The sequence below is a fragment of the Janthinobacterium sp. BCJ23 genome (assembly GCF_059617945.1).
Genome location: NZ_JCAQAW010000010.1, coordinates 48,941 through 64,929 on the forward strand (window position 1 = coordinate 48,941; position 15,989 = coordinate 64,929).

The 15,989-nt window shown below is 54.2% G+C and carries 12 protein-coding genes; 7 read left to right on the forward strand and 5 right to left on the reverse strand.

Annotated features, from left to right (window positions below; all coding sequences use genetic code 11):
• Position 1: 1 nt before the first annotated feature.
• Positions 2–1,285, forward strand: coding sequence for a metallophosphoesterase family protein (locus tag AC54AG_RS24595; RefSeq protein WP_496631866.1), 1,284 nt, complete (start codon positions 2–4; stop codon positions 1,283–1,285).
• A gap of 60 nt (positions 1,286–1,345) precedes the next feature.
• Complete coding sequence (locus AC54AG_RS24600; protein ID WP_496631868.1) at positions 1,346–3,763, forward strand: DNA repair protein; 2,418 nt, start codon at positions 1,346–1,348, stop codon at positions 3,761–3,763.
• A 211-nt stretch (positions 3,764–3,974) separates the two neighbouring features.
• Here AC54AG_RS24600 and hyoA read toward each other — a convergent pair whose 3' ends face one another.
• The 5 genes from hyoA to AC54AG_RS24625 all read right to left on the reverse strand — a co-directional run bounded on the left by hyoA (position 3,975) and on the right by AC54AG_RS24625 (position 10,757).
• The gene (gene hyoA, locus AC54AG_RS24605; protein WP_496631870.1) at positions 3,975–8,327 is read right to left on the reverse strand and encodes an NACHT domain-containing antiphage protein HyoA; all 4,353 of its coding nucleotides are present in this window, start codon (positions 8,325–8,327) and stop codon (positions 3,975–3,977) included.
• Positions 8,328–8,685: 358 nt separating this feature from the next.
• Positions 8,686–9,081, reverse strand: coding sequence for a hypothetical protein (locus AC54AG_RS24610; protein ID WP_496631872.1), 396 nt, complete (start codon positions 9,079–9,081; stop codon positions 8,686–8,688).
• Complete coding sequence (locus tag AC54AG_RS24615; RefSeq protein WP_485877350.1) at positions 9,068–9,400, reverse strand: hypothetical protein; 333 nt, start codon at positions 9,398–9,400, stop codon at positions 9,068–9,070. Before AC54AG_RS24615 ends, AC54AG_RS24610 begins: the two co-directional genes overlap by 14 nt.
• 428 nt (positions 9,401–9,828) lie before the next feature.
• Entirely contained in the window at positions 9,829–10,044 is a 216-nt protein-coding gene (locus tag AC54AG_RS24620) for a hypothetical protein (protein WP_496631874.1), read from the reverse strand.
• Between the two features lie 173 nt (positions 10,045–10,217).
• Complete coding sequence (locus AC54AG_RS24625) at positions 10,218–10,757, reverse strand: hypothetical protein (protein ID WP_496631876.1); 540 nt, start codon at positions 10,755–10,757, stop codon at positions 10,218–10,220.
• A gap of 1,512 nt (positions 10,758–12,269) precedes the next feature.
• On the opposite strand from AC54AG_RS24625, the gene AC54AG_RS24630 reads away from it, so the two are divergent.
• The 5 genes from AC54AG_RS24630 to AC54AG_RS24650 all read left to right on the forward strand — a co-directional run bounded on the left by AC54AG_RS24630 (position 12,270) and on the right by AC54AG_RS24650 (position 15,961).
• Positions 12,270–12,896 carry a helix-turn-helix domain-containing protein gene (locus tag AC54AG_RS24630; protein WP_456131213.1) on the forward strand — a complete coding sequence of 209 codons (627 nt, stop codon included), beginning with the start codon at positions 12,270–12,272 and terminating at the stop codon, positions 12,894–12,896.
• A 13-nt stretch (positions 12,897–12,909) separates the two neighbouring features.
• A complete protein-coding gene (locus AC54AG_RS24635) occupies positions 12,910–13,725 on the forward strand; it encodes a ubiquinol-cytochrome C chaperone family protein (protein ID WP_152252951.1) in 816 nt (271 codons plus the stop codon).
• 34 nt (positions 13,726–13,759) lie between these two features.
• Positions 13,760–13,933, forward strand: a complete 174-nt coding sequence (locus AC54AG_RS24640) for a hypothetical protein (protein ID WP_193316777.1) — start codon at positions 13,760–13,762, stop codon at positions 13,931–13,933.
• 27 nt (positions 13,934–13,960) lie between these two features.
• Positions 13,961–15,205 carry a PIN domain-containing protein gene (locus AC54AG_RS24645; protein WP_456131214.1) on the forward strand — a complete coding sequence of 415 codons (1,245 nt, stop codon included), beginning with the start codon at positions 13,961–13,963 and terminating at the stop codon, positions 15,203–15,205.
• Positions 15,206–15,277: 72 nt separating this feature from the next.
• Positions 15,278–15,961: a hypothetical protein gene (locus AC54AG_RS24650; protein WP_456131215.1), complete on the forward strand. Its 684-nt coding sequence runs from the start codon at positions 15,278–15,280 to the stop codon at positions 15,959–15,961.
• Positions 15,962–15,989: the final 28 nt, after the last annotated feature.

The following is a 15,989-nucleotide window of genomic DNA, read 5'->3' on the forward strand; positions in this document are numbered from 1 at the left end:
CATGCGCATCGCGCATTTTTCCGATTTGCACTATGCAGTATCGACCTTGCCCGAGGTCGATACGTGCTTCACCTATGCCGTAGACCAGGCGATCGCAAGACAGGCAGAGGTCGCCGTCATTACGGGCGACACCACCGATCATGCCCTGGACGCTCATTCGCCGGCGTTGATGGCGCTTGCGCGCCAGATCCGGCGTCTGGCCGACCATTGCCCGGTCCTGATGCTGCAAGGGACGTTTTCCCACGAACCACCCGGTACGCTGGATCTGTTTTCCCTGCTAGGGGGACGGTATCCCATTCACGTGGCCAATCATCTGCAGCAAGTCATTCTGAATAGCCGACGTGAATGGAGCGCCTCAGCTCACTGCCGTTTCGATGCCAACGACTGGCGCGACGCGGACTGCGCCCTTCTCTGCTCGTGCATTCCGACCATGAACAAGGCGAATGTGGCCGCCAGTGTCGGTGTGGAACAAGCGGGACAAGCCATGGGGCACTATCTGGCTGACCTCCTGGCCGGCTACGCGCCTGGCAATCTGCTGGCGCGCCAGCGGGGTATTCCCACCATCGCGCTCTCCCACGGTACCGTGATTGGCTGCATGACAGAACATGGGGTGCCGATGGCGGGAATGGACCATGAATTTACCGCAGGGGCGCTGTTTCAGGCACAGGCCAATGCGTTCATGCTGGGGCATATTCACCTGCATCAGGCATGGGACCACAACGGACAGGTGATCGCCTACCCCGGCTCGATTGGACGCTTGCATTACGGCGAACAAGGCAATAAGGGTTTCCTGATGTGGGACGTCACCGCGGACAGCGCTGGTTGCGAACTCGTCGCGACGCCGGCTCGCCGCACGCTGGAGCTGGCGTTTGCCGGAGCGCTGGATATGCATGCACTGCACCAATACGTCGCTAGCCACGCCATCGAAGGTGCCTGGGTGCGCATCCGCTGGCAGTGCCTTGAAGAGGAGCGCGCCACCATCGACCGCGAAGCGATCACGGCACTGTTTCGTGGCGCGGCAGGCATCAAGCTCGAAGGTCGTGTGATTCCGATCACCCGTGCCAGAGCGGAGGGAATGGCACGCTGTCATCAACTTGAAGAGCAAGTGCATGCGTGGGCGCAGCAGGTCGATACGCCAGCAGCGCCCTTATTGGCGTGCCTTGCCCAGCTAGCTATCCATTCACCCGCCGACATTGCTATGGCTGCGCTGTCAACAGAAACAGTAGCTGGCGACGCTTGGACAAGCGGGTGCCATGCTTCGGAAAACGGGGCTGTGCAGCCTTGAGGTGTGCGTGCTCCGCTTCATACTAAAGACCGAAAGACACTTTGACCAGGAGAGATCACCATGCGCCCTCTTTCCCTCACCTTGACGGGTTTCATCGGCATTCGCGATGGGATGAACAGAGAAACATTGACGCTTGATTTCGAGCGCCTCACAGCCGGCGCCCAGCTGGTGGCCATCGTCGGCCCGAATGGACGCGGCAAAACCACCGTGTTAGACAATATGACGCCCTTTGCGACCATGCCGTCCAAGGCAGGGGCTGACGGCCTTGGCAGCTTTTCCTACTACGATGAGGTGTACTTGCCGGTCAACCGCAAGGAACTCCTGTGGGAAATGGCGGGACGGCAATACCGCACCCAGATCATCATTCGGCTCAACGGTAAGCGCAGGAGCGAGGCCTACCTGCATCAGCTCTGCGATGGCACATGGCAACCCGTGCAACTCCCAGACGGCAGCCTCTCCGATGGCCGGATGGAATCCTACCAACGCTGCGTCGAGGACATCGTCGGCCCGGCCGCCACTTTTTTTACCACGGCATTCTCGGCGCAGAACAGGCGCCAGCTGGCCCATTACCGCAATGCGGAAATCAAAGTGCTATTGAGTGACCTGCTCGGACTCGAGCGCGTGCGTGCCAAGGGGCTACAGGCTGCGGAGACGGCGAAACTGTTGCGCTGCGGGCTATCCGGATGGCAGCAGGAACGGCGGCTGCTACAGCGACAGATCGATGACAATCACGAGATATCGCGACAATTGAGCATGCCCGACAGCGCGCTGGAGACCTTACAACGCGGCAGGCAGGCAGCACTGGCAACGCTGGATGCGAAAAAAAACACCTTGGCCACCCTCAAGGCCGAACAAACCGTCTCCGCAACCTACGCGAACCAGCGCCAGCAGCTCAACCAAACACTGCAGCACCTGCGCGATCGCCTACTGACACGCAAACAGCAAATCGACGAGCGAGAACATGACCTCATCGCGCTAGGCCAGGCCATAATCCACCAGATCGTGCAGCGGCGGCACGAGCATGCGCAGGAATATCTAACTGCAGTCAGCCGGCATGCGAACCTGCGGTTGCTCGACGCCGATCACCGACGCGTGACCCGCGCCGTTGAGCGGCTACCGATCCTGACACGCCTGCAGGAATACCGCAGCAATCATGCCGCAATCTGCCGTCAGCTGCATGATCGGCATACGGAGGCAACGTCCCAGCGTGCTGTAGCCCTGCAAAAGATCGATGGATTCAACCGGGAAATCGGTGAGACGGTATGTCAAATCCGAGCACTGCACCAGCGCCTCTCGCTCACCTCCCTCGTTCCCTGCGCGGGGACCGCACTCCAGGGACAATGCCAGCTACTCGAACACGCCCGCTCAGCCCGTCCCATCATTCCCCAGCACGAACAATCGCTGCGCCGCCTGGAACACGCCCAGCGCCAGCAAACCGAGGTGCTGTCACAGCTGGACGCGCAAATCGCCGCAATGCCGGACACGGCAGAGCGCTTGGCGCGGGCACTGCGCCGCCTGGATCGTACTCGAGAAAGACGCGCAACCAATCAGCAAGTCGCTGCGCGCGCCAGCGAGATCGAGCAGGCACGGGACAGCATCGACGATGTCATCCGCAGGATTCACCTGCTCGCGCAGGCCGTCGACCATGAAACAGATACCGAAAAACAGGAAAAAGCACGCATCGACAAGGAACTGGCAGCCATTGCAGGTGAGCGCGCTCAGATCGCGCAGGATATTCGCTTGGAACGCGAGCATATTGAACAGCAACTCTCCGCTCTGCCTTTGCCGTTCGATCCGGTTCGTCTCGCGCAGGCCGATCAGGAAATCGCTCACTTCACGGACAAGCTCGCAGAATATGAAACACAACTAAACGAAGCGATCGGGCGACAGCACCGCCTGACTGAACTTCAACGCCAGCGACTGGGTCAACGTCAAACGCTAGCCGCCCTGGATGCCCGCATCGCCCATATTGAAGAGCAGACAGCAATATGGTCTTTGTTCGCCACATGCCTGGGGAACGATGGCATCATCGCATTGGCCATTGACGACGCGGGCCCCGCCCTGTCGATGCTCACCAACGATCTATTGATGGCGTGCTATGGGGCGCGCTTTACGGTATCCATTCGCACGCTGCTGGAGTCGGGCCAAGGCCAATCCAGGGAAGGGTTTGACATTATTGTGCATGATGCCAATACCGGCTTCGCGAAAAGTGTTTCTAAGATGAGTGGAGGCGAGCGCGTCTGGATCAACGAATGCCTCACGCGCGCCATGGCCTTGTATCTAGCCCAGTCAAACAACCGGCGCAGCGAAACCCTCTTCTCGGACGAAGCGGATGGGGCATTTGACGCTGAGCATAAACGCATGTTCCTTGCGATGAAGCGCCAAGTCATGCAACTGGGTAACTATCAACAAGAGTTTTTTATTTCACACACGCCCGAGTTGGCCGCAATGGCGGACGCCACGATCAATCTCAACTGACATCATACACGTAGGATTTTTCTCGTTACGCAATACTGACACCCTTATTCATTTGGATGAATTCAAGACAATCCTAGGCCGATTTAACACAAAACTGTACCTTCATTCCAAATGGAATGCACTCCCCATATGAACTCGATAGATTTACAGCATCAACTCCGAAATTCTCTACTCCCCTCATATCATTATCTTGGCATACAATTGCTTCCGCCTATGATTTGAATTTACTATTGACTTCAGAGGAAAGACGAGGCCTCAGGTCAAGCACTTTGATCGCAACTCGTATGCTCCCCCCCATTTCGCTAACTAGCCTGACTGCCTCGACATTAAGCATTATTCGTAATCCGTCTATATCAAGATTTTCGCGAGTTTCTGGATGCTTCCAGGAATGCTTTTTCGCTACCGTTACTAGAAGACAGCCAGCACGGCAACTTTCAGCACTCATATATTTGGTGACAAGTTGATTTTTAATTGTGTCACGCAGTTGTCTTCCAGTCCATCGCTCCCCGAGCTTCAGCTCAATCGTACCTTGCTGACCTGAAAGCGCAACGCGTAATCGAATATCCGTCTCTTTTTCGTCTGCGGTAACAGCCTCTTGATCAACAGAGTAAATTTGATTAGAAGCGTTGCGTAACTGCAGGGCGAGCATCTGACGCATTACCCGTTCACTGTCAAGTACAGCCCAACCAGCGCGCGGAGAAACATCCTGTAGAAGTAAATCATCAAGATCGTCTAGCCGGTCAACGAGAAGTGAGAACATATCATCTCGAGTCATGGGCGGAGCTTCTCCATAGCGGTCGAGTGTTACAACGACTGACTCAGTATATGCGATACAATCTGCTTCTTCAGCAGCCTTTTCTCGAGCAAGCAAAGCAAGCCTATCGCGGAAATGCGCAAATAGGGGATCCTCCAGCATTCTTAATTTGACAGCCCAAGCCTCAGTACCCTTGGCGTCAATAATAGCCGTAAGCAACGCATTACGGCCAGACTCCGCCTCGTCACGGATGTCTACCGAATATGTTCCTTCGTGGGAAACGTCGTCGGAAGGGCGTACATGTTGGTAAGCGAGTCGAACCAAGCTCAAGAGCAAGGTTGGAGTAAATCCAGTGTTTCTTAAGTCAACGAGCAAGTTACCGCTGCGATTACCAAACATGGATCCGAAATATTTCACCGCAGGACCATTTATTGATGGCTCAATTTCCATCAGCAGACGCTCTAGTACGCCGACTCCAACCGCTGGAGCTACTTTCATTAATGTTGTCAACCAGACTTGTGTGAACGGTCCATTGTTCCCATTAGCGACCTCTCCTTCAGCCAAAATTCGAATTTTTTCCTTAGTATATTGATTATCATGTTCTATAAGGATCTCAAGCACACGCCTCAACTGTTCTGCCGCAGCCAATGGACTCTCTGCAAAGCAGTCTCCGCCCCTCCATCTTTCAAACCAGGCCCGCAAACGCGGTATAAAGAGTCGTATGACGGTGGGTGGAGAATAACTTATATTTTCCAGTACACGTCCGTATGAATCCTTTGCAATCACTTCGTCCAGTTCGGCTGTCAATAACGGGCCGAGTGTCTCTTCGACGGCGTCCGGGTGTTCGTTTACCAATGCTTCAAGCCATGCAGGAAATCCACTCGACTCCAAAGGTACATAACGTGCGGCCAGCTTTGCCTCCGCCGTAGATAGTTTACTAGCCCATAAAGGCTCTTCCGCCTCCGCTGCAATTGCTGCCAATCCAAGCTGCCATCTAATAAGTATCGTTCCACGCTCCTCGATCGCCTGTTCAATGCGAAGCGTAGGACGATCATTGCGCCATATAGTAAGCATACTTTTTCGCAATCTGTCTGCTACTTCCTTATCAAAATACTGCTCGATAAACCGGCGATTCCAACCTGATGAGCGACTTTCTTCTCCAGACTGTTGCATTGCCTGCCACAGGTTCCACGCCGTACTCCCCTTTCGGTCGAGACTAAACGCAATCTCTGGGTGCTCGGCAACCTCGCGCCAGAACGCAACCCAATCTGCATGATTCCTCTCTGCACGTAAACTACCAATCTCACGTCTCCGCTTAAGTCTCGCTTCAACCTTGAGATTCTCTGCATCAACTTGGGGGCGCTCGAGGAAAAGATCGATCAACTCGACAAGTTCTGGCCTATCAGCCACATCATGCTTGAGGCTTTCGATATATGTTTCCGCATCACCATTGAGGTCCAAAACGCGACGCATGGATAATTCAACCATAATCCTTCGCTCCCGTAGAGGTCGTAGGGGATCAACAAGAATACGGCGAACCCAACTTCCATCTTGCGAATAATTAAGTTCAAGCACCCCATAAAACACTGTCTCGACAATGCTCCGCGCCATGTCCCACTCGGGGTGTAAACTTTCGGTGAATGCATCATCGATCCAAAAAATATCCTCACGGATCGCACTAGGTAATTCTGCTAGTGCCAATCTCAATTTTTTGATTGCTTCGTTGGAGAAACGATCATCAGACTGGAGGCGCAATACGACAACCGAAGACCGAAGGAGTTCGGCATTCATCCCACTGGATTCCATCTGCCTTAAGCAGATCGCAGCGAGTGCCGAAAGAAGGTGGGGCCGTTTGCTAGAAAAATGTGGCCATTCCTTTTCCCATCTGAGTCCGTCAGTAATTAGATCTGTTATGCCAATTCGCAATTTTTCTAAATATCCAGATGAAAAATTGAATTTTTCGACCGTTAGCGGTAGCATCCAACTAAGATCACCATTGATGCTCTTCGTATCTTGGATCTGCCCCATTATTTCACAAAACCGTTCTGGGCTAATATGATGAGGAAATAATTGAAGAACTATTCCTCGTATGAGCCGATCCGGCCAGAGTGTCGGTGTATCTACTATTGATTGTGTAAGTACATCAATCCGATCATCATTTAAGCCTACCATCGCAGCGACAGCTTGAAAACGTTCATCGGATTCGGCATTGCTATCAAACACCACTTTATGAGCGATATCTGCGCATGTGGGCATCGGGGCTGTGCCAATTAGTGCAAGAAATAGTTCGCGAACCTCTTGGTTTTCGATACCAACTTGCCACAATTCCGATACGCAATATGCTAAATCATGTCGAGCGAAGCGATGTACCTGAACTTCTGGAACTCGCATTCCACGGTACCCACCTTTACCATAATGATGCACATATGATTTCAACGCGTCGATACATTGTGGGCGCGAAAGAGATTCCGGGTCAGCATGGTCTAACAGTATTTCCGGTTCACAATCACGAACCTCAAAAAAAATACTCGACTGGGATGCCGCTAACCAAGCTGCGATCGGGCGCATAATCGGGCGTACGACTCTAGTTCCGTCGGGGGTTTCAACAAACAATATCCTCTTAACCGCTTTAATCGGCATTCCGAAGTTTAATCGATCATTGAGGCGCTCAGCGGCAAGGAATTCGAATACAGAGCGATGGTGAAATCTAACGCGACCATAGCTGGCGAATCCAAACAGTGGCCGCTGGAGCAGGGTTGTGCGCTCCTCTGGTGTCCAATCACTCAGTATGTCCGCCGAGTCAAGGGCCGTTCCAGGCGGATTACAGTTGTCCGCGTTTACACTTAAGCGGATAGTGAGTTTACGGGTAAGAACAGCCGCAAGAGCAAGCCTGCTTACTCCCTCAAACGATTTCTCAGGTGACAACTGTGCCGGCTCTGGGCCGTTGTGACGAGGCTTAAGCTTGACCTTAATATTATTTATTACTTGCTCACGATGAGTACGTATACGGTGATGCGCGCGCCAATCTGAGCAAAGCTCAAGGAGATCCTGCGGTCGGCCAGCAAATTCCTGTGCATGGCGCAAATTAATATCAGCCAATAAGACGTCTGCATCTTTAATACCTAGGCTTACCGCCATTTCTTTAATCTGGTCATCAGTCAGCGCCATCAGTGCTACATTACGCCACGCAGGGACAGGCTCCAGTATCTCTCGATTCGCTTTCGGTCTCGTCTGCCCTGATGCAATTTTCGCAAATTCATCCGCGTCATACGATAACTCAATCAATTCAGGTACAGGTAAATGCTTCTGAATTAGCTCCTGTTCAATTGAGATTGGGCGTGTGGTGATGACAATCTTGACGCGGCCGAGTTGTCCAGAAATAGTCTTGCTTAATCGTTTTAAGGCCGTTTCGAATGACCCAAGAGTTAGCTTAAGTTCATCAATCGAGTCAAGAAAAAAAACCGCAACGTCTGACTGTGATGCAAGCCATGCATCCAGACGGTCCTCTTCGGGGGTTGACAGTATCTCGCGTAAATTATCAGTTGCTAGTTGTGCAAGCTCGATATAAAAGGCAGGCACTCCCAGTTGCCATAACGCTTGCTGCTGAGAGCGACACTCATAAGTCTTGCCAGCACCGGCCTCTGAAATTATAAGCACACGTTTAGACTTCAAAACGGTGTCCCACCCAAAGCCACTCAGTCCATTTTTTCTGGACAACATTGATGGAAGATAAATATCCGACATATCCTCTTGCGAGATATCGCGGAAGGTTCGATGAACGTTGGCCTCTTGCCCAGCAGATAAATTCATGAAGGTTGTCTTTGTGCTATTTTATTAGTAAAGGATTTTCGCTTCTCTTACGCGATTTTGTCACATGTTTCTATGTCTGGACACGATAAACGGTATATCCTAATTGTAAATCTTTTGTTTTATAAAAGCTTTTTCAGTTCTTCAGAATTGCTATCAATAATGCACTTAAATCGGCACTTGTCCGCGACAGGATACAATAACCTATAGCCACTCCGTCATGATTGAAGCGATTGGCTTGGACGATCAGGAATGGTGAGCAGCCTACCCACCATTCCCAGTACGTCTGTGCATTGCCAACGCTACACGTACGTTGTACAAAAGAATCCCCAACTGTAGCGATAAGTAATTGACAACATGATCACTTAAGGCGCATTTGCAATCCATGGAACAAGGTGGCCACCCTGCTTTGTCGCTCGTTCCTCCTCCATTGACGCAGGTGATATCTCCAACAGATACCACCTACTGTGTTGGCACAATCACATTTCCATCCACCATGCGCACGGCATAAGCGCATTTCGGCTGCCGTCTTGGCGAGGCGAATACCTTCCAGCCACAGTTCCTGCAGCGACTCATTGAATAGAAACACCAGCGGCATTTCCTCCCTTTCGTCGAAGTAGTCTTCGTAGCCTAAGTGCAGCGCTGCCCGAAATGCTTCCAGATGCACCAACTCATCGCTGTCCGGACGCCACCTCTCGGTCGCCTCCATGTATTGCCGGACGACAGCAAGACCATGAACCTCGTTAGCATCGTCCATCATCGCCTCCGTGAGGTTCTACCGCTTCGGCTGACTTCTGATGGCGCTTACGTTGCAACGCCCTTAACTGTTCAACACTGTCGCTGATAGCCGCTTGCGCAAACCCCATCAGCCAGGCATCCCGCAATCCGATCTCCTGGTTAAACAAGCGCGGCACCTGCTCATTGCCCCGCTTGTAGTCGTCATACCCCATCTCCTCAGCGCGATATAACATCACGCTCATTAGGTCGTGTCGACGCCGTTCATCGTAACGGATGTCAAGCGCGCGGCAATACTCGTGATAAATCAAACTAATTGTTATGTTGATGACTTCGTTCATGACAATACTCCTCAGTGCAAATGCCCTGCGCCGTCTTCCGTAGAACCACCGTGTCCATAGCAAAGATCCTTTGCTGAACACAGGTGTCCTGTCGTCAGGTCGCAAAAGCAAATGCACGTCCTGTTTGTTCGAATAAACTGCGCGCCGTCCCGAGTGACCACGCGCGCCCCTGGAGGCAGTGCCTCTAATTGTTCAATGAGCGGGTCAACTTCTCCAGCCGCGCTGGTGTATGGACTCCCACTCCTCTTCCAGAGTAAATAATGATGTTTCATGATGTCCTCCATGCTTGAGGGAATTGAAATGTCCTGGGCAAGCGATGCCAGCACACGGCAGGGAACCTGGACGATGCCAGCTTGGCGTATGCTGGCGACTTGAAATCTGCTCAATCCATGCCTATCCTGAGCAACGGTATCGGCATAGAAAGCCTTCTATGCCGAATCCAGGATCTGATGAGGGCCACGATTGGCAACAACATGCTGCAACTTGGCGTACATATCCGACTGACGGCGAGAGACGTGGAACGCTTGCGCTACGTCACTGGTTTTGAACCGGTGGGTATCAAAAGGCTCACCGATCTCGACGCTTACATCGAACAATGCAAACAGCATTTGCGGGGTCGTGCCGACGAGACGAGGTTGTTGCATAAGCTCATCGACGAAACGGTCGCCTCATGCCGCACATCGGCCGGCACAATACTTCACCGATCACCAGCTGGCTCCTAGTGCGTCCAGGCATGATGCGGTTCTCAGGCAGAAGGCTCACGATCCTGAATCTTTGCAGCGCGACCAGCGGCCGCTATGCCAGACTCGATCGTGAATCAACGCGCCCTGCCGCCAGCGCGCTCTGTCGGACGACGAGATGCGCTCATACCGGCCTGTTGCCCGGCGTCAGTTGCAACGGTTTCACGCAATGGGCGAGCAATCCCTGACGGTGACACTTCCTCGCAGGCCGCGAACGGGTCGGCATCCCCAGATGCCAACCTACCCAACTGAGCGGCTGCCTGATCCTCGCGTTCCGGCAAACAGGCCAACAGAACTGTTCCCATCGACCTGAACAACCTGCTCGTCAAACCGATCGGGACGCCGATCACCATATGGATTGCCCAACGGATCCCGGCGCCAATCTTGCGCAGGCGTGCCTGACGCGCTTTTTCCCTTCGCAACACATGTTTACAACGCAAATACAGACCACTATGCTGCAATCGCATTTCACCGTTTTTTTCCAGATGCGCCACCAACTCGGCGGCAATCACTGGGTCTGCCGCGCGCCGATAAAGACTCGCCCAAACCCGCTCCTCCTCAATGTCGACCAAGGAGCGCCGTCGCGTCCCTGCCCTCGCCTCTGCTTCGTGATGCATGATGTCCTCCGCAAAAACAAAAGGGAACGCCGGCATCCTATCGGATGCTAGTGCTCCCTCGTCTACACACGTCCCGCGCCCTTTAACAAGCAAACGAGACAATCTTTTTAGCACTCTCCCTCATCTGGCAACGAATAACCGCATGCGGGGCAATCAATGCTCCAGTGCTGATTGATCGTGCCAGACTCGGCGCTTTCCCAGCTGTGATACCTGGCCCGCTCATGCAAACATGCCGGGCACTCCGCTTCAAAGCGCTCATTGTCGAGTTCCATTCCGCCAGGCTCGACACTCCTTCCGAATACCCTGGTTCCCATGATGGTCTCCTCAGCAAGTGCCTTGTCTGGAGTGTAAGTCACTCCGGGCAAGGTGCCGCATCAGCTGGGTTCGCCGCAACCAGAGCTTCGTCGCGGTGTGAACAACACAGGTAAACAACGATCCGATGCCTGACCGCAGGTACGGGAACACACTGCCAGGATGACACTGATATGGCATCTGCGCGTACGCTGAAGTATGCGATATCCGAGGGTCGCCTGAGCCTGCCCGCAGCAGTGCACACACGACATGCACGTCCCCGTTCACCTCACGTAACCCGGTGCCGCCGAGTAAAATGCAAAGCGGGTATGGCTGATCCTGTAGAAATTGTCGTTGGGACATGATAGCTCTCCAAAAAAAGAAGGCACCATGGCCCCGTATGGGGACCGCGATGCCCCACACACGAGAAGATATGCATGGCTATCGTCCAATACCGATAGTCAAGCGAAAAAAGGCCCGCCATTCCTAAGAACAGGGGCCTAATCTGAGAAGTAACGAGTGAACTGTACTTCCATGGCGCAAACGATCCTTTGCTTGCGCACATCAGCCTGACAAATGCCAGGCAAAGATCGGTTGCCGAAGCAACGTGTCGAAGTCTTACTCGACAGGTAAATGACGGGTGACGACCGCAACGCTTGCCACGTGAGTGGCAAGATCCTGCCAGACATCCGCGATGGATGGAGCAGGAGCAATGTGAGAGCGATTCTCACAGAAAGCATTCACATTTTGTACAAAACGGTGAAATCTTCAAGCAAGCGAAAGCGGCAAGTTCACCGAATTTTAGCTGGCTAATATGCACCTACTCATTTTCCAGACAAAGCGAGTGCTGCAGGCCTTGCATCAAAGCGTCTTTGTTGATGGGTCCGCCAATCGGGGTCAATGCTCGTAGCTAGCTGGTCCAAATCCCTCATCAGGTCCGGTTTTGGGCACTCAAGAAGATTGGCCGCGAGGCTTGCTCTATCAGCAGAACCATAACCGTATTTTTGCACTAGGAATGCTGCCAGTTCCAGTGTTTCGGCACCTCGAGCCACATCTTTTTTTCGACTCTCTGCATAGCGATACATAGAATACCCACGACCACCTAAAAACGTAGCGCAGGAACTACAGTTCTTCCCATATCGTAGTGACTACGCTACAAAACATCTTGAATAGGTGTTTCTCAATCGATAAGCTGCGTTCATCTTATTGGAAAAGAGCAATATGCAAACGACTTATCTACCCGAGCGCAATGTCAGTCAGGTATTGCTAACAAATCTCATCAACGCACTTAAGGTCGCCGGCCCGGAGAACGAGGATGGCAATCCCACACGCCTCAAGCAGGTCGCCGTGCAGCGCGCTACTGGCATCGCCCGCAGCACGCTGAACGATCTTCTGAAGGCATGCGCCGATGGCGATGCCAACCCCGACCTACGTACGCTGTGCCGCCTGGCAAATGAACTGCACATTCCTGTGGCTTTTCTGCTGATGGGCCCACGTGAATGGCGCACGTTGCTGAGCACGTTTTCCAACATGGCGACGGGGGACATGCATCATGCCGCCGCGAAACGAGACTTTGGCAATGGGCTGCGTGGTCCGCAGGCCGCGCTGCAGATCCTGCGCGACGCCGATGTCTATCCACTGCCGGTTCCCAAGTTTGCCGATGCAGACGACAGCCCCGAAGTAGCCCGGCTTGAACGACAAAACGAGGCGTTTCGCCGCGCCACGCTCGTCACCGCGGCCCTGGTGCAAGCCGCCGGGTCGGATGCCGACATGCTAAAGCCCCTGACGCTTCTGGCCGCAGCGTATGCAAACAACGACAAATCCCGTTACCTGAACAATATTACTTGACCGAGGAGTTGCCATGCCACTAATTACCGATCCCGACCTGAACCAGTTATTGTCCGACGCCGCCAACGACGACCTGGGCATTCTGGCCGACTACATTACAGACAAGGGCACGGGCCGCATTTCCCTGTCGAGCGAGGTCTGCAACGTCCTGCACCAAGCCCGTACCAAAAACGACTTTCCGCAGGCGTCGCGCGCTTACATCGCTGAGGAACTGCAGCGATTTGGCGGCAATTCCCTCATGAATCTGTTCCGCGGCGGAGCGGGCGTGAGCTACAAGGAGGTGCTGTGCGATGTCGCGGAACACCTCAAGGCGGAATTCCGCAAGACGGATGATTGCGGCCGGATCGAAACCGCCATCCTCACCCGCTTGCTGGTGCAGTCGATGGAAAAAATGTCGGCTGCGGAGCGCGAAGACGTACTGAAAGACTTTGGTCAATCCGGGATGCCGATGGGCGCTGCCGGCCTGGCCGGAATGACCGCCGCGATTCTCGCCTCCGCTGCTCTGCGCTATCAGCTGGGCGCCATGGTTGCCGATGCTTCCGTCAAGGCCCTGCTTGGCCGGGGCCTGATCTTTAGCGCATCCGGCGCGACCGGACGAGGCGTGGCCGCCGTACTCGGGCCGCTCGGGTGGGCTATTGCCGGCATGTGGACGGTCTATGATCTGGCCAGTCCCGCATACCGTGTGACGGTGCCATGCGTGATCCAACTGGCATACATGCGCAACAAACCACTGGCACTGGGCCACGCATGTAACCGCTGCGGTGCGACGCTGGCATCAAACGCGAAATTCTGTAGCGCATGCGGTCAGCCTACCGGCGCCGTCAACTAACGCTCCCCTTTCATTCACCTGACCTGGAAAAGACATGTCGAACCAACTCAATTCACCACTCGATCACCTGGCAGCGCATGCGATTGCCTTTGCGGCAGGCGCCATCGTTGTCATCTCCGGCCAAGTGTATGGCCTGTATGTTCGCCGCAAGGCGCAGCGTGCAGCCAGCGACGTGCAAGGCAATATCAACGTAGGAGCCAGCCGCTGATCAGCGGTCAACTGAATCAAAAACATCATGGAACATTCTAATTACAACCCATTCACGATGCCCCTGGCGGCAGCCAGCGCGCAATTCGCACGCAATGCGACCGAATACGATTACGCGCACTCTACGCTTGCCTGGTACGAGGCCGCCTCCCCCGACGCGTTACACGCTAGCCTGCAGCGCGACAAACGAGTACTGACTGGTGTCGGCATCTCGCTGCAGGCATCGCGTACGGCGCTGAGCGAACACGACCTGAACATCACGCAGCTCAAGCAAGCCATTCCGTCGATCTGGCACCTGTTGTCAACTGAGCGAAAAGTCGCGGTGCGCATGCATGATGAGGCGGTGAACCAGCGGGGTCAGCTCGTGGCAACCGCAGACCGTCTCGCATTAGTGCAGGAAAGCACTGTCCAGAAAATACGGGAGCAAGAGCGGGAACTGGTGCGCTACCGGTCCTTCGATCCATTGCAGGCGCAGGCCAAGCTCGCGCTGATTCCGGCAGAGCAGGCGCATTTGACGGGCGTGATCGCGGATTTGACAGTCAAGGAGCAGAAGGTGGCAGCGGATCTGGCGCCGATGCTGGCGCAGTTGTATCAGCTCGATCAGGAAGAAACTAGTCTGATTCATCAGATCGGTCAGGCCAACGCATTTGACCAAGCCCTGAGCAGGGAAAGCGATGGCAGGGCACGCCGTGTCATTCACGAGCAATGCGACCGGTTGCTTGGCAACGCAAAGCCACGTGCTGCTGCCGCGATGCGTGAGAGAAAATTGAAGGGCGTGCGCGCGACGAAGGCGAAGGTAAAGGAGCGCCTCGAACTGGTGGCGCGCCGGCACAGCATGAACGTGCAAACGCTGGTCATCGATGGCAGCAATCTTCTGTATGCAAACAAGTCGAACGGCGAGAGGAGCCTGTTCGGACTATCGGCCCTCGACGCTTTGGTGCCGGAACTGGTCGCCAAGGACAAAAAAGTGATTGTGTACTTCGACCATGGTGCGCCCAATTTGTTGCGCAAGACACCGGCAGAACTGCGCCGGCGTTTTGCACGATGGACAGATGATGTCCACATTGCAGCGCCGGGCGAAAAGGCCGACGAAAGCATCCTGGCAACCGTTGACCTCGATCCTCACTCTTATGTCATCAGTGGCGATCGCTTCCGTGACCACGTGATGCAATACGACTGGCTCCGGGACCGCCTGCTCACGCCACACCTGACATCGGAACGGCTGTTCCTGCATGCTCTGGATATCCACCTTTCCCTGAAACCAGCGCCATAGTCGACCAGCCGCTGCGTCAGGTGGCGCGGTGGTAACGATGGCCCAATAATCACGATAGAAACGGAACAATGTATGGCACAAGGCAAGGCAGAAAACGACAGCAAAGCGGCGGGTTCGACCATCATGAAAGTCGTCGAGACGATTGCCATCACGCCCGAGGATGCACGCGCAATCGTGTGCCAGTACGAAATCCAGGCGCGGGCCAAACATGCTGACGCCAGCGACGACAAGATCAAAAAGCTGGTCGCCAACAAAATCATCAAGCGTTACGCGAAACTGGCAGCGACATCGGGCGGGGCTACCTCACTTGCTGGTGTCATACCAGGTGTCGGCACAGCGATCAGCATGGTGGGTGGCGGACTCGCAGACGTTTCCTTGAGCATGAAGTTTCAGATTGATATGACGATGTGCCTTGCGATGGCGCTGAAGGACAACCTGGCCAACGAAGATGCCAAGCACATGTCGTTCATCATCGCCTTGTGCGGAAGTCTTGAGAAAGCAGGTGTGGCAGGTGGGACAAAGATTGCGTCGCGGGCTGGCGTCAAAATGGTCGACCAGTATCTGAAAGGTACCGCGTTGGTCTTCATCAAGCAACTGTTTAGCAAGGTCGGCATCACCTTCACCAAATCGGCCACGCTCAAGGCCATTCCGTTCGGGGTAGGTGTCGTCCTGGCCAGCTCGGCTGGCTACGCCATGTCGCAATATGTCGGCAAATCCGCACGAGATTTTTTTCTGCTGGACGACGACCTGGATTGACGCGACGGTACCGGTGTCATAAAGCCGA

Coding starts and splice junctions, on each gene's coding strand:
- AC54AG_RS24595 (WP_496631866.1), top strand. CDS start 2: ATGCGCATCGCGCATTTTTCCGATTTGCACTATGCAGTATCGACCTTG.
- AC54AG_RS24600 (WP_496631868.1), top strand. CDS start 1,346: ATGCGCCCTCTTTCCCTCACCTTGACGGGTTTCATCGGCATTCGCGAT.
- hyoA (WP_496631870.1), bottom strand. CDS start 8,327: ATGAATTTATCTGCTGGGCAAGAGGCCAACGTTCATCGAACCTTCCGC.
- AC54AG_RS24610 (WP_496631872.1), bottom strand. CDS start 9,081: ATGGACGATGCTAACGAGGTTCATGGTCTTGCTGTCGTCCGGCAATAC.
- AC54AG_RS24615 (WP_485877350.1), bottom strand. CDS start 9,400: ATGAACGAAGTCATCAACATAACAATTAGTTTGATTTATCACGAGTAT.
- AC54AG_RS24620 (WP_496631874.1), bottom strand. CDS start 10,044: ATGCAACAACCTCGTCTCGTCGGCACGACCCCGCAAATGCTGTTTGCA.
- AC54AG_RS24625 (WP_496631876.1), bottom strand. CDS start 10,757: ATGCATCACGAAGCAGAGGCGAGGGCAGGGACGCGACGGCGCTCCTTG.
- AC54AG_RS24630 (WP_456131213.1), top strand. CDS start 12,270: ATGCAAACGACTTATCTACCCGAGCGCAATGTCAGTCAGGTATTGCTA.
- AC54AG_RS24635 (WP_152252951.1), top strand. CDS start 12,910: ATGCCACTAATTACCGATCCCGACCTGAACCAGTTATTGTCCGACGCC.
- AC54AG_RS24640 (WP_193316777.1), top strand. CDS start 13,760: ATGTCGAACCAACTCAATTCACCACTCGATCACCTGGCAGCGCATGCG.
- AC54AG_RS24645 (WP_456131214.1), top strand. CDS start 13,961: ATGGAACATTCTAATTACAACCCATTCACGATGCCCCTGGCGGCAGCC.
- AC54AG_RS24650 (WP_456131215.1), top strand. CDS start 15,278: ATGGCACAAGGCAAGGCAGAAAACGACAGCAAAGCGGCGGGTTCGACC.